The organism is Dolichospermum flos-aquae CCAP 1403/13F, from assembly GCF_012516395.1.
Lineage (GTDB): Bacteria > Cyanobacteriota > Cyanobacteriia > Cyanobacteriales > Nostocaceae > Dolichospermum > Dolichospermum lemmermannii.
On the sequence record NZ_CP051206.1, the window covers coordinates 1,167,487 to 1,184,057 of the forward strand.

The following is a 16,571-nucleotide window of genomic DNA, read 5'->3' on the forward strand; positions in this document are numbered from 1 at the left end:
GTTTCTATAAGAATCAATAAAATGAGTTGAAGTGGTATTCTCAATAAAACTAAAGAGACAAAATTCACAAAATGAAGCTACCACCAAAAATCACAATAGTAGATCACTTTAAAGATTTAGAAGATAAAAGAGTTGAGAGAACAAAAAGGCATAAATTAATAGATATAGTAACCATTGCGATTTGTGCAGTGATCTGTGGAGTAGATAGTTGGGTATTGATGGAGGCTTATGGAAAAAAGAAAGAAAAATGGCTAAAACAATTTTTAGAACTTCCAAACGGGATTCCATCTCATGATACATTCGCCAGAGTATTTGCGAGAATAGATCCGCAACAATTTCAGAATTGTTTTTTGAGTTGGATAAAATCTATCAATAAAATTACAGAAGGAGAAGTCATAGCAATAGATGGGAAAACATTAAGGCATTCATATGATAAAGGAAAGGATAAAGGTGCGATTCACATGGTAAGTGCATGGGCAACTAGTAATAAATTAGTATTAGGACAATGTAAAGTAGAAGAAAAGTCAAATGAAATAACAGCCATACCGGAATTAATTAAAGTATTAGATATAGCCGGATGTTTAGTAACGATTGATGCGATGGGGTGTCAAAAAGAGATAGTAAAATCAATTGCAGAAAAATCAGGCGAATATATTATCGCACTCAAAAAGAATCAAGGTAATTTATATAAGAATGTAGAAGAAATCTTCAAAGAAGCTATATCTAAAGGGTTTGAGGGATTCAAATATAGTGAATTTCATACAAAAGAAGACAAACATGGAAGAGAAGAGATTCGTCATTATCTCATGTTATCAGACATAGAAGAAAGAATAGATACTGATAAGAAATGGGTAAATCTTCAAAGTGTAGGAATGGTAGAATATATACGAAAAGTTAATGGAAAAACGAAGGTTGAGACAGGCTATTATATAAGTAGTTTGACAAATAATGCGAAATTACTAGGAGAATCAGTCCGCACTCATTGGGGTATAGAGAATTCATTACACTGGGTTTTAGATGTAGCTTTTAGAGAAGATGATTGTCGGATAAGAAAGGATAATGCACCACAAAACTTTGCAGTTATTCGTCATATAGCAGTTAATCTTTTAGGAAAAGAAAAAAGCCAAAAACTAGGAACTAAAAGTAAGCAGTTTTGTGCAGGATGGGATGATGAATATTTAGAGAAGATTTTAGAATGTATCTGATAAAAATCAGAAAATATAGACAAATATAAATATAACCAATTTATTTTTCTGTTGATTCTACAATAGAATCTATATTTTTGATGCCAAAAAATATAGATATTAATATATAGAACTGAACAAAATAAATCCATCATTAAAAATAAATAATTACTCTAAATTTATGAAATTTTTATAATTTTAATAAAGGAATTTATCAGATTTTGAATGAAGTTAGATATTTTCCCATATTGATGCACTAATATAGTATTCTGTCAAGATAATTTAGATGCGTTTCCCCTGCAAAGACTGTGGTTTATTGACCAACTAGAAGGCGAAAACTGCGTCTATAATGTCCCATTTTTCTGGCAAATTAGCGGATTGCTGAATATCAATGCTTTAGAACAAGCTATAACAGCAATTGTCCACCGTCATGAAGTATTACGTACTAATTTTTGTGTGATCAATGAGTCACCTATACAGGTGATTCATCCTCATCCTCATCCTCAAATGAAAATGCAAGTGCTGGACTGGCGACAATTAACAGCAGAAGATCAGTTAAGCAAAGCCCAGCATTTAGCTACAACAGAATTACAACAGTCCTTTGATTTATCAAATGCGCCTTTGCTGCGGGTAAAGTTGTTGCAACTAGCTGACCAATCCCATTTATTGTTGCTTGTCATTCATCACATTGTTTGTGATGGTTGGTCAATGGGAATCTTCCGTCAGGAATTGTCCACCCTTTATACTGCCTTTTGTAGACAAGAATCCTCTCCCCTGCCAGAATTATCGCTGCAATATGCGGATTTTGCCCACTGGCAAAGACAATGGCTACAGGGCGATGTTTTGCAAAATCAACTCAATTACTGGCAAAAACAATTAGCCGCAGTTCCGCCGCTGTTAGAATTGCCGACAGACCGACCCCGCCCGTCCACGCAAACCTATCGGGGAAGTAGTGAGTTTTTGCAACTTGATCAGGATGTAACTCAGCAGTTGAAGCATTTAAGTCAACAGTCAGGAACAACTCTGTTTATGACTTTATTGACAGTATTTACGCTCTTACTTTCACGCTACACTGGACAAGAGGATATTGTAGTTGGTTCAGCGATCGCTAATCGTAACCGCCAGGAAACAGAGTCACTAATTGGCTTTTTTGTCAATACTCTAGCATTGCGAACTAATCTACAAGGGAATCCAACTTTTAAAGAATTACTGGAACGAGTCAAACAAGTAACTCTAGATGCTTATGATCATCAGGATTTGCCCTTTGAAAAACTGGTTGATGAACTGGGATTAGAGCGATCGCTTTCTCATCATCCCCTATTTCAAGTTGTTTTTGGTTTTCAAAATGAAACTCAAGAAATATTGTCAACCAATGGATTAACCCTGACCCCATTTACATGGGAAAATACAACGACTTTGTTGGATTTGTCGTTAATTTTCCGAGAAACACCGCAAGGTTTAACAGGAGAATGGGAATATACGACTGATTTATTTGAATCTGAAACAATCCAACGAATGGTGGGACATTTTGAAGTTCTACTGAAGCAAATTATTGATCATCCAAATAAACCAATTAATACTCTATCCTTGCTGACAGAAACAGAAATTCAGCAACTACAAAATTGGAACCAAACTCAAACATCATACCCCCGCGATCAGACTTTAGTGGACTTATTTGAACAACAAGTTATTAAAAATCCTGATCATATTGCTGTAGTTTTTGAATCTCAGCAGCTAACTTATCAACAATTGAATAAAAAAGCCAATCAATTAGCTAATTATTTACTAAAAAATCACCAAATTCAACCAGATAAATTAATTGGTATTGCTGTTGAACGTTCTTTAGAAATGATTATTGGTGTACTTGGTATCCTCAAGTCTGGTGGTGCTTATGTACCAATTGATCCCAATTATCCCCAAGAACGGATTCAGTTTATGTTAGCAGACTCCGAGATATCGGTATTACTAACACAAAGTTTTTTATTAGAGCAATTACCTTTAGATAATTTAGAAAATTCTGTTCAAGTTATTTGTTTAGATCCAGAAAATTTTGCTCAAGAAACAACAGATAATCCTCATTCTCAAAGCCAGCCTGATAATTTAGCCTATGTTATTTATACTTCCGGTTCAACAGGACAACCCAAGGGGGTAATGATTGAACATCGGGCAATTGTCAATCTAGCTTTAGCCTGGAATACAACTTTTCAAGTTCAAAATTACAGCCGCTTACTGCAATTTGGGTCTTTTAGTTTTGATTTATCTATTGGTGAAATTGCGACTGCTTTATCAGCAGGTGCTTGTTTATATTTAGGCAATAAAGATACTTTGTTACCTGGTCAAAGCTTAGTTAACTTTTTAACTGAACACAAAATTACTCACGGCTTTTTATCACCTTCAGCTTTATCTGTCTTACCAAAGGCGAGTTTCCCTGATTTACAATGTTTAACTGTTGGAGGAGAGGCTTGTCCGGCTGAATTAGTAAGTCAATGGGGAAGAGAACAACATTTATATAATTGCTACGGTCCAACAGAATCTACTGTGACCGCAGCTATTTATCTTTGTCAACCCAATGGCGAAAAACCAGCAATTGGTAAACCAATACCTAATGCTAATATCTATATTTTAGATGCAAACAATCAACTATTACCTCCAGGAATACCAGGAGAATTATGTATTTCTGGGGTTGGTTTAGCTAGAGGTTATCTCAATCGTCCTGAAATTACAGCCGAGAAATTTATGGAAATTGATTTATTCGGTAAAACTGAGCGCATTTATAAAACTGGTGATTTAGCAAAATGGGATTATGATGGCAATTTAGAATATTTGGGTCGGATTGATGAGCAAGTAAAATTACGGGGTTTTAGAATTGAACTCGGAGAAATTGAATCACTGTTATTACAACATCCATTAGTTCAAGAAGCTGTTGTCATTTTGTATGAAATTGATAATAATCCTAGATTAGTAGCTTATATTATGGCAACAGAAAAATCCGCCAATGTAGCTGAAAAAGTGAGAGAATACCTCAAAAATCGCCTCCCAAATTATATGATTCCTAGCCAGATTATGGTTTTGGATCAATTTCCTCTGACTGCTAATGGTAAACTAGATCGCCGCGCATTACCAGCACCAGATACAACCGCTTCTACTGATTTGGAAATACCAGTAACTCCCACAGAAGAACTACTCGCTAGTTTATGGCAAGGTTTATTAAAAGTTAAATCTGTTGGTCGTTCTGATAACTTCTTTGAATTAGGTGGACATTCCCTGTTAGCTACTCAATTAGTTACCCGAATTCGTGATATTTTCGGGGTAGAAGTACCTGTTCGTAAGATATTTGAGCAAAACATTTTATCTGAGTTAGCGAGGGAAATTGATCAAGCATCTGCGAGTGTTGCTTTACCTCCCATTTCACCCCAGCCAGAAAATGAACCAAAAACTCCGTCTTTTGCCCAATCAAGACTTTGGTTTATCGCTCAACTGGAAGCGAAAGGAACTTCTTCTACCTATAATATGCCAGTGGCCTTTCAACTAGATGGCAACCTAAATTTAGAAGCTATGCGGCAAAGTTTAACTTATCTGCTAGAACGGCATAGCAGTCTACGCTCTTATTTCCCTACTTTGGAGGGAGAACCCCAAGTAGTAGTTAAAAATGTCGAAGATATAGAAGTATTAGAAATTGCCGACTTACAAGCACTCCCTCCCCAAACTCAAGGGGAAACTGTGCAACATTTATCTGATCTTCACGCTCAAAAATCCTTTGACTTAAATACTGGTCCAGTGTTCAAAGCGAAACTGCTGCAACTGAGTGAGCAGAAAAATGTCCTGCTGATTAATATGCACCACATTATTAGTGATGGCTGGTCCATGGGAGTATTTAAGCGAGAATGGGAACAAGCTTATACTGCTTATGCTGCGGGATCTGTGCCGAACTTGTCACCATTAGCGATTCAATATAGTGATTTTGCAGCTTGGCAGCGCAGTTGGTTACAAGGGGAAACCTTATTAACTCAAGAAAATTATTGGCAACAACAACTAGGGGATGCGCCTCGCTTGCTGGAATTACCGACTGATTATCTCCGTCCAGCGCAACAAAGTTACCAAGGTGAGCGTGAAGAATTTTCTTTGAGCAAAGAACTGACTCAGAAACTTAAAGCTATTAGTCAACAACAAGGGGTGAGTTTATTTATGACCCTGTTGACTGCTTTTAATATCTTACTATCCCGTTACAGCCGCCAAGAGGATTTATGTGTTGGTTCTGCGATCGCTAATCGCACCCATAGCTATACAGAAGGGTTAATTGGCTTTTTTGTCAATACCTTAGTATTGCGAAGCAAAATCAAGTCAGAGCAAAGCTTTAGTGAGTTACTGCAACAAACTCGCCAAACTTGCTTAGATGCTTATGCTCATCAAGACATTCCTTTTGAGTATTTAGTTGAAAAGTTACAACCAGAACGCAGTCTCAGCCACAATCCCTTGTTCCAAGTGATGATGGTGTTGCAAAATGCGGTTGGAGCAGGGGCGAAGGTTCATTTACCAGGGCTGGAGATTCAATACTTAGAACAAAGTTTCCCATTTGCCAAGTTTGATATCCTGCTGGATTTGAGCGAAAGAGACGAGCAACTACACTGTATGTGGGAATATGCCACAGATTTATTTGCGGCCTCAACCATTAGGCGCATGGCGGCACATTTTGAAGTTTTGCTCACAGCAATAGTTCAAAATTCCCAACAACCGATTTATCAGCTACCTATCATCACCCCCGCAGAAATCCAACAACTGCAAGTTTGGAATCAAACTGAGACAGATTACCCTCAAAACCATACTTTGGTGAGTTTGTTTGAAAATCAGGCTGCAAAAACGCCCGATCAAATTGCAGTAGTGTCGGTAGATCAAAGCTTGAGTTATCAAGAACTCAATCAAAAAGCAAATCGCCTAGCAGATTATTTATTGCAACTCAAAAGTCAGCAACAATTATCTGATCCCCCATTGATGGCGATTTGCATGGAGCGATCACTGGAAATGCTGATCGGCATATTTGCGATCCTCAAAGCAGGTGGTACATATCTACCAATTGATCCGAGTTATCCCCAAGAACGCATTCATTTAATGCTCGAAGATAGTCATGCTGCGGTATTACTGACAACGAAATCTCTGCCACAGCAACTTCCCTTAGAAAAACTCAAAAGTACCTGCCAATTAGTATTTTTAGATCAACCCACCTGGAGCGATAGCCCAACAGAGAATCCTCAAAAATTCATTCGTTTTGATGACTTAGCTTATGTAATTTATACTTCTGGTTCTACAGGCAAACCTAAGGGCGTTGCTATTGCCCATGCTAGTGCGGTAGCATTTGTAAACTGGGCGCATTCAGTCTTTAGTACAGAACAGCTTGCAGGTGTTTTAGCATCAACTTCAATCTGTTTTGATCTCTCCATTTTTGAAATTTTTGTCCCCCTGACTCAAGGGGGGAGTGTAATTTTGGTGGAAAATGCGCTCTACATTGAGCAAGCACATCAGAGTTCGATCCCGATAACTTTGATTAATACTGTACCGAGTGCGGCGGCTGAACTCCTGAATATGAATGTAATTCCGTCCAGTGTACAGGTTATTAATTTAGCGGGTGAACCCTTAAGAAATAACTTGGTACAAGCTTTATATCAAAATACATCTGTACAAGAAGTTTATAACCTCTATGGACCTTCTGAGGACACAACTTATTCAACATTTACGAAAGTTGCCAAAAATGCCCAGCACGAACCTACCATTGGCAAAGCGATCGCCAACACTCGCATCTATATTTTAGATCATGCTAATCAACCCCTGCCCCCCGGTGTTCCTGGGGAACTGTGCATTGGGGGTGCAGGTTTAGCACAGGGCTATTTGCATCGTCCCGATTTAACTGCCGAAAAATTTATCACATTAGAATTATTTGGTAAAACTGAGCGAATTTATAAAACTGGTGATTTAGCCCGATGGCTACCTGACGGTAATTTGCAATATTTAGGGCGGATCGATCATCAAGTCAAATTGCGGGGTTTCCGGATTGAATTAGGTGAAATTGAAGCATCTTTACTCAAACACCCCAAAATTCAGGAAGCGGTTGTTTTGGTGCGGGAAGACAGCGAATGCTATCAACGTCTAGTTACTTATGTTGTCCCCACAACAGAAGGCGACTATACCAGCCAAAGTGAACAGGTAGAATTGTGGGAACAAGTTTTTAATGATAGCTACACTCAACAAACAACACCAACCGATGATCCAACTTTGAATCTTGCAGGTTGGAAGGATAGCTACACAGGAGAGCCAATTTTGCGATCGGCCATGCAAGAATGGCGTGATACAACAGTTGACCAAATTTTAGAACTTGCACCCAAACGAGTTTGGGAAATTGGTTGCGGAACAGGGATGTTATTATTTAAAGTTGCATCCCATTGTCAACATTATTTAGGTACAGATTTTGCATCGAGGGGATTGCAGTATATTGAACAACATCTCAAACAGCAATCTCTCCAAAACAAAGTTACTTTAAAACAAAGTGCTGCTAACCAGTTTGATGGCATTGAATCCAATGTTTATGACTTGGTAATCATTAATTCGGTAATTCAGTATTTCCCTTCTTTAGATTACTTGTTGTCAGTAATTGAAGGGGCAATCAAAACTGTGAGCCATCAAGGAAAAATATTGATTGGGGACGTGCGAAATCTCCATTTATTAGCAGCTTTCCACACCACCACAGAATTTTATCGCGCCCCTGATGACTTATCAATTCAGGACTTGCGCCAAAAAATTCAAAACAGGATTCGCACGGAAGAAGAATTGCTGATTGACCCTGATTTCTTTATCGCTCTCAAGCAAAGATTTTCTCGGATTAGTCACGTCCAAATTGAATTAAAACGGGGTTACAGTCATACGGAAATGAGTCGTTTTCGTTATGATGTTATTTTACATTTAGATCAAGTAGATATTCCCCTAACTCAACCTCAATGCTTAGATTGGCAAGAACAACAGTTAAATCTGGCAACAATTGAGAGAATTTTAACAACCGAGCAACCAGATTTACTAGGGATTAAGAATATTCCTAATGCACGTCTAACTTCAGAAATGGCGTTGTTAGCACAAATTCCTCAATTAGATGGTACTGTCACAGATTTAAAAGCGGCAATTGCCCAAGTGAAATCAGGGATAGAACCGGAAGCATTCCGAAATTTAGCGCGAGATTTGCCCTATAAGGCTTTTATCCAATATAGCTCCACAGGATTTTCTGATTACGATGTTGTTTTTCAACGGCATATCTTTGAAGAAGACAAAATCCCAAGATTTGCGACAAAAGGCAATTGGCGGCTCAAACCTTGGCAAAATTACGCTAATCAACCGTTGCAATATCGCACCAATCAAATTGATCCAGCTTTATTAGCAGAATGGCGGGACTTTTTAGAGAAAACCCTGCCTGATTATATGATTCCCAGTCATTTTGTTGTTTTGGACAAACTGCCACTGACACCAAATGGTAAAGTAGACAGAAAAGCTTTACCTGCACCAGATCCAAAAATTGCAGTCACAGATATTGAATTGCCTGTAACGGAGACCGAAAAATTGCTGGCTCAACTTTGGGCGAAGTTATTGAAATATGAGGTCATAGCCCGACAAGATAACTTCTTCAACTTGGGAGGACATTCTTTATTAGCTACCCAACTTTGCTACCGCATTCGTGACACTTTCAAAGTAGAACTGCCACTGCGTCAAGTATTTGAGTCTCCTACTATCATTGACTTGGCAAATTATATAGATAGCTGCATTTGGGTTAATTCGACAACCACAGATATACAACCTTTAAACTCAGACGAAGAGGAAATTGAACTATGACCATGACACAAAATCAGCAAATAGTTTCTTTGATGCTGCGGTTGCAGAATATGGGCTGCCGAATTTGGGCTGAAGATGATAAGTTACGGATTCGTACTAGCAAAAACGCCCTCACTGCTGAACTCAAGCAGGAAATTCAAGACCGGAAAGCAGATATTCTCACTTTCTTGAAAGCTGCTAAAACACAAGCTGTTTCTACAGCGGAAATTCCGGCTTTAAGCGCTGACTCTCCCAAGCTTCTGTCCTTTGCTCAACAACGTCTCTGGCTATTAGCACAACTCCAAGGGTCATCAGCTACTTACAATATGCCGATCGCTTTACAACTGAACGGCAACCTGAATATTGATGCCCTACATTCTAGTTTGGCTGATCTGCTGAATCGGCACGAGAGTCTGAGGATGTATTTTCCTACAGTTGCCGGACAACCACAAGTTGCCATTCGCAGTTTAGACGAAATCGCAGTTTTAACAGTACAAGATTGCCGGAAATTAGGGAGTGGGAACAAGGGAGAGCTTGATTTAGATACCCAATGCCCAAATATCCAAGATCTAATTGACGCTCATGCACAACAACACTTGGACTTAAATACTGGCCCTTTATTTAAAGCTAAACTGCTGCAATTGGAGGAGCAAAAATCTGTCTTGGCTATCAATATGCACCACATTATCAGTGATGGCTGGTCAATGGGAGTATTTTTGCGGGAGTTATGGCAGGCTTATACTGCTTATTCTCAAGGTAAGACCCCGAATTTTGCTCCTTTACCGATTCAATACAGTGACTATGCAACTTGGCAACGCCACTGGTTACAAGGAGAAGTATTAGAAAAGCAGATTAATTACTGGAAACATCAACTAGGTGATGCTTCCCCATTACTGGAATTACCTACAGATTATCCCCGTCCAGCACAGCAAAGTTACAGAGGCGATCGCTATATCTATGCTCTTACACCGGAATTAACTGCTGCTGTTAATGCTTTTAGTCAACAGCAAGGCGTAAGTTTATATATGACCTTGTTGGCTACTTTGAGCATTTTACTATCTCGTTATAGTCGGCAAGAAGACTTATGTATTGGTTCTCCCATTGCTAACCGCACCCATAGCCAAACTGAAGGGTTAATTGGCTTTTTTGTGAATACTTTGGTTATGCGTCAGCAAATCAAACTAGAGCTAAGTTTTATTGAGTTTTTACAACAAACTCGCCAAACTTGTTTAGATGCTTATGTTCATCAAGACGTTCCCTTTGATGTGCTGGTAGAAAAGTTACGACCAGAACGCAGTATGAGCTATAACCCTTTATTCCAGGTCATGTTTACTCTGGAAAATAATGCTAGTCCAGATTTGGATTTATCAGGGTTAGATACTGAATTGCTGGGAGTCAAGGGTGCGATCGCTAAGTTTGATTTAACGCTGTTAGTAACCGAATCTGACAACCAGTTGAATTGCTCTTGGGAATATGCTACAGACTTGTTTGAACGGGGTACTATCCAACGCATGGCGGAACAGTTTACAGTGCTGCTGAAGGGAATTATTGATCATCCACACCAATCAATCAATACTTTACCTTTGATGACAGCAACGGAACTGCTACAAATACAACGCTGGAATCAAACTCAAACTGATTATCCTCAAGATAAAACTTTTGTTGACATATTTGCAGAGCAAGTTGCCAAAAATCCTCATAATATTGCTGTAGTTTTTGAATCGGAAAGTCTAACTTATCAACAATTAAATGAAAAAGCCGAGCAATTAGCTGATTATTTAATTGAAAATTACCAAGTTCAACCAGATACTTTAATTGGTATTAGTGTTGAACGTTCTTTAGAAATGATCATTGGTGTTTTGGGTATTCTTAAAGCTGGTGGTGCTTATGTACCGATTGATCCTAATTATCCCCCAGAAAGAATCAAGTTCATGTTAGAAGATTCGCGGATATCGGTTTTATTAACTCAAAGTTTTGTAATACATAAATTGCCTTTAGATAGTTTAGAAAATCCTGTTAAAGTTGTTTATTTAGATGCAGAACTAGACAAATACCCATCACCAATTGTCAATTGTCAATTGTCAACACTTCGACTTCGCTCAGTGAACACCTTCAATTGCGATAATTTAGCTTATGTTATTTATACCTCTGGTTCAACGGGAAAACCCAAAGGGGTAATGATTGAACATCGAGGACTGGTAAATTTAATTTTGGCAGTTGATGAAATTTTGCAAATTCAACCCCAAAGTCGTGTACTACAGTTTGCTAATTTCAGTTTTGATGCTTCCATTTGGGAAATTGCTCCTACTCTTTCTGCAGGTGCTTGTTTGTATCTAACAAAAAAAGAAACCTTGTTACCTAGTCAAGAACTGATTGACTTTTTAACTGAACACAAAATTACTCATCTTACTATCCCACCTTCAGTTTTATCTTTGTTACCTCAAGCCACCTTACCTGATTTGCAAATTTTAATTACTGCTGGTGAAGTTTGCTCCAAAGAATTAGTTAACCGTTGGGCAAAAGGAAGAAGTTTTTTTAATGGTTATGGACCAACAGAATCTACAGTTTGTACCAGTATAGCTGTTTGTCAACCCGATGGGAAAAAACCACTAATTGGTCAACCGTTATCTAATCTCCGCACTTACATTTTAGATAGACATCATCAACCATTACCCCCTGGTATTCCTGGTGAGTTGTGCATTGCGGGTGTTGGTTTGGCGCGAGGTTATCTCCATCGTCCTGAATTAACTGCCGAAAAATTTATTGAAGTGGAATTATTCAGTCAAGTTGAGCGAATTTATAAAACTGGGGATTTAGCAAGATGGAGAGATGATGGCAATTTAGAATATCTAGGACGCATGGATGAGCAGGTAAAATTACGGGGTTTTAGGATTGAATTAGGGGAAATTGAATCACTTTTATTACAATATCCATTAGTTAAAGAAGCTGTTGTAACTGTAAATAAAACTGAGAATAACCAAAGTTTAATTGCTTATGTAACGGGAATTGATGATGATTTTTGCAGTGATTTGAAAAATTACCTCAAATCGAGTTTACCTGATTACATGATTCCTGCTCAAATTGTCGTATTGGACAAGTTACCTTTAACTCCCAATGGCAAAATTGACCGGAAAGCTTTACCTGTTCCTAATATTAGCGTTCAAGCTGCATACACACCCCCGCGCCACAAAGTCGAAGCACAATTAGCGCAAATTTGGTCTGCTCTTCTTGAACGTCAAAAAATTGGCATTCATGATAACTTTTTCGATTTGGGCGGCCATTCTTTATTGGCAGTCAAATTACTCAATCTTGTGCAACAAGAGTTGGGACAACAACTGGCCTTGAGAAGTTTATTTCAGAATCCTACTATTGCTCAACTGGCACAACACATAGGTAATAGGGAGATTCAAGAGTCAAATCCTGATTTAGTAACGATTCAGCCTCTAGGAGATGCCACCCCCCTATTTTGCGTATCTGGCTCCAACGGACACGGTTTCTATTTTCGAGATTTGGCAATCAATTTAGGCACTGAACATCCTGTCTATGGACTCGATGCACCAGGAAGAGACGGACTGAGCATACTTCCTCACTCAGTAGCTGACCACGCAAGTCAACTGATTGCCCAATTACGTCAACAGCAACCCCAAGGACCTTATATATTGCTGGGGTACTCTTCCGGTTGTAGTGTCGCTTTTGAAATAGCTTCCCAACTGGAGCAGCAAGGTGAAAAGGTGAGTTTACTAGCTATCTTGGATTCGGGATTGGTTTCTAATCCGGAACATTTCAAAAATAGAGCAGATATTGATTGGATTTGGCAAATAATCCAACGAATCGAAGCTTTAAAAGGAGTTTCTTTCGGTTTAGAATACGCTGATTTAGCAGCTCAACGCGATGACCAAGCCCGTTGGGATTTGGCGGCAGATTATTTATACCGTCATAATGTCCTACCGGAACACGCCAGCCTTGATTTACTTAAAACTAATATGCAAATTATGAGAGTACAGACGCTCAATTACGTAGATTATCAGCCTGCTCATCCCATTTCTGCCCCGATTGTTTTATTCCGCGCTGAAGACGTGCCGGAAATACTGGTGCGAGAACTCCAAACGCTTACTGATTACGATTTACCGGACTGGGGATGGCAGGCATACACTCAAAATCCCGTCAAGGTGATATCTGTACCTGGAACCCACGGTCAAATGCTTCATGAACCCAATGTAAACATATTGACTTCAAACTTACGGTTAATGATGACTTAAGTAGGTTGGCGTTGAAAATTGTCGTTATGGCAAGGCAAAAGGCAATACTTCGACTTCGCTCAGTAACCAGAGGCAAGAGTGAAGAGGGTTTAGGCGATTTTACATTTCTTTACACAGTTTGGTTTTATTGTGTTCACCTACTTAATTCTAATTTTCTTGATTTTCAATTTTAAATTGGTATAAAACAATGCAAACTCTTTCGATTAAAATTTCCGACGAAACCCTTAGGGATGGAGAACAGCAAGTAGGCATTTTTTTCTCTTATCCCACCAAACACAAACTGGCTCATCTGATTGCCCAAACAGGAGTTGATGAACTTTGCATCATGCCCTATGTTTATGAACAGGAGGCTAAACTAGTTAAAACATTAGTATCAGAGGGATTGGATGGTGTTGTCACTGCTTCTACGATGATGGGAAAAGAGTATATTGATCATGCGAAGAACTGCGGGGTTAAGCGCATTATTTTGTTTCATGCTGTTTCTGATCGTTTGCTGTTTCTGCGAGATCCCGAAATTCGCCTCATGAGCGAATTCCAAGGAAAAACAATTGATGATGATATCCCATCCGCAATCATCAATAGAATTCGTCAGAATGCTATTAATGTCATTGTAGAAAATTTGCACTATGCCACAAAAGTGGCGGGACTCAGAGTCAATTTTGCTGCGGAGGATGCTTCTAGAGCGGATTTTGACTTTTTGGTGGAATGTATTCGCTCATGCAGTCCTTATATTGAAAACTTTTTACTGTGTGATACAGTAGGGGTGCTAAATCCAGAAAAGAGTTATATCTGGATTCATGACTTGCTGCAATCCACTACTGGGGTAGGACTGGGGGTACACTACCACAATGATATGGGGTTGGCTCTGGAAAATACTCTCCAGTCTCTGATGGCGGGAGCGACTTTAGTATCGGGGACGTTTTGCGGGATTGGAGAACGAGCCGGAAATGTTGCCATTGAGCAGGTGTTAAATGGGTTGCGAGTCCGGTTTGGCATTGAAGTCCAGGGGATCAACTATGATGCGATCGCCGCAGTGACTAATTATATTGAGCAACTGGGGATTCGTCCCGCATCTCCTTACTCTCAAACTGCACAACGCCACGAATCAGGTATTCATGTTAATTCTTTGTTTCGTGATCCCAAGAGCTATGCAGTATTTCCACATAACAAAATAGATGTTGTATTTGGCAAATGGAGTGGAGTCAGTAATTTCCAATATCTATTTGAAAAACAACTGCAAAATCCTCAATCTAGAAAGCAGTATGAAAAAATGCGTTCCGTCATCAAATCTCTGGCAATGGAAAAAGAATGTTACTTTACAGCTAACGAAGTCTTAGAACTATGGAAAGATGGTATCTTTGAATAATCAATCGTAAAAATTTACGACTCAGAATTCGGAATATTTAAAGAATCAGGAGAGTATTAGCTCAATACTGGATTGCTAGTCTGGCTTTTTGCTCCTGAGTATTAATATGGAATGCTATCGGACTCCTATTTGATTTTTGATAGCTTGCTGTAGCCATACAAGACTTAGTGGGTATCAAGTCCGTCTTTTCTGTTCCCTGTTCCCTACCTCAAAACACTAAAATAATTTTTTTAAGATGCAAGCTAAACCTTTTATTGATAAATCCGCCACAAATAATTCTGCTCCAGTTGCTAACCGATTTTGGGAAAATGTCAAAGCGGTTATTGGTCCTTATTGGTATCCCACAGAAGCCAACGGTAGAGCATTCTCAGATGTAGTGCGGACATGGGGAATGCTGATTCTTCTCATATTATTAATTGTCGCACTTGTAAGCGTAACTGCTTTTAATAGCTTTGTTAGCCGTTATTTGCTTGATGTGATTACTGAAGAAAAAGATTTAAAGAAATTTATTGATATATTATTGGTTTACGGTGCTGCTCTGGTTTTGGTGACACTTTTAGTAGGATTTTCTAGATTTGTTAGAAAACAAATTTCTCTTGATTGGTATGAATGGTTAAATCATCAAATTTTATCAAAATATTTAAGTAATCGTGCCTACTATAAAATCAACTTTCAATCTGATGTTAGTAATCCAGATCAACAAATATCCCAAGAAATCGAACCTTTGACTAGAAATGCTCTCAGCTTTTCAGCGACTTGTTTAGAAAAAGTCCTGGAAATGACAACTTTTTTAATTATTCTCTGGAGCCTTTCTAAATTTGTAGCAATTGCCCTGCTTGTTTATACTATAGCGGGTAATTTAATTGCCCTTTATTTAGCTGAACAATTAAATAAGATTCAAGAAGAGGGACTCGAATTTACGGCAAACCACACTTATAGTCTGACTCATGTTCGTAATCATGCTGAATCAATAGCTTTCTTTCAAGGAGAAGAACAAGAATTAAATATGATTCAGCGCAGATTTAATAAGATTATTCAAAATACCAAACGCAAGATTAATTGGGAAAGAAGTCAGGATATTTTTAACAGAGCATATCAGGCTATTATCCAAATATTTCCATTTATAGTATTCGGACCTTTACAGATTAAAGGGGAAATTGATTTTGGGGAAATTGCTCAAGCTAGTTTAGCTTGTAATCTGTTTGCCAATGCTATAGCCGAATTAATCAGAGAATTTGCAACTTCAGGAAGATTTTCTATTTATGTTGAACGTTTAGTTGAATTGTCAAATGCGTTAGAAGCAGTCAACAAATTACCAGAAAATGTCAGTACGATTAAGACAATAGAAGAAAACCGTTTAGCTTTTGAGAATGTTACTTTACAAACACCCAACTATGAACAGGTAATCGTCGAAAATTTGTCTTTGAGTGTTCAACCTGGAGAGGGGTTATTAATTGTTGGGCCTAGTGGTCGAGGTAAAAGTTCTCTGTTGAGAGCGATCGCTGGTTTGTGGAATGCGGGAACTGGTCGTTTGGTAAGACCCCCCCTAGAAGAAGTTTTATTCCTACCCCAACGTCCTTATATAATTCTAGGTACTTTGCGCGAACAGTTACTTTATCCGCATACAAATCGCAAAATGAGCGATGCAGAACTTAAAGAGATTTTACAACAAGTTAATTTACAAAACTTAGTTAGTCGTATAGATGGCTTTGATACAGAAGTTCCTTGGGAAAATATACTCTCATTGGGAGAACAACCAGGGGAAACGCATCTAAATTATCTTGACAGAATACTATATTAGTGCATCAATATGGGAAAATATCTAACTTCATTCAAAATCTGATAAATTCCTTTATTAAAATTATAAAAATTTCATAAATTTAGAGTAATTATTTATTTTTAATGATGGATTTATTTTGT

At 38.4% G+C, this 16,571-nt stretch carries 4 protein-coding genes and 1 pseudogene; all 5 read left to right on the forward strand.

The window, feature by feature from the left end; all coding sequences use genetic code 11:
• The first annotated feature begins 71 nt into the window (after positions 1–71).
• Positions 72–1,205 carry an ISAs1-like element ISAsp2 family transposase gene (locus HGD76_RS05915; protein ID WP_168694588.1) on the forward strand — a complete coding sequence of 378 codons (1,134 nt, stop codon included), beginning with the start codon at positions 72–74 and terminating at the stop codon, positions 1,203–1,205.
• 240 nt (positions 1,206–1,445) lie between these two features.
• Positions 1,446–9,047 carry a non-ribosomal peptide synthetase gene (locus HGD76_RS05920; protein WP_442873230.1) on the forward strand — a complete coding sequence of 2,534 codons (7,602 nt, stop codon included), beginning with the start codon at positions 1,446–1,448 and terminating at the stop codon, positions 9,045–9,047.
• Positions 9,044–13,285: a non-ribosomal peptide synthetase gene (locus HGD76_RS05925; RefSeq protein WP_168695243.1), complete on the forward strand. Its 4,242-nt coding sequence runs from the start codon at positions 9,044–9,046 to the stop codon at positions 13,283–13,285. The genes HGD76_RS05920 and HGD76_RS05925 overlap by 4 nt, the downstream gene beginning before the upstream one ends.
• Positions 13,286–13,472: 187 nt before the next feature.
• Positions 13,473–14,651: a hydroxymethylglutaryl-CoA lyase-like TIM-barrel protein gene (locus tag HGD76_RS05930; protein ID WP_168695244.1), complete on the forward strand. Its 1,179-nt coding sequence runs from the start codon at positions 13,473–13,475 to the stop codon at positions 14,649–14,651.
• Positions 14,652–14,886: 235 nt separating this feature from the next.
• Positions 14,887–16,407 (forward strand): annotated as a pseudogene (locus HGD76_RS05935) (ABC transporter ATP-binding protein/permease); the annotation flags it as partial.
• Positions 16,408–16,571: the final 164 nt, after the last annotated feature.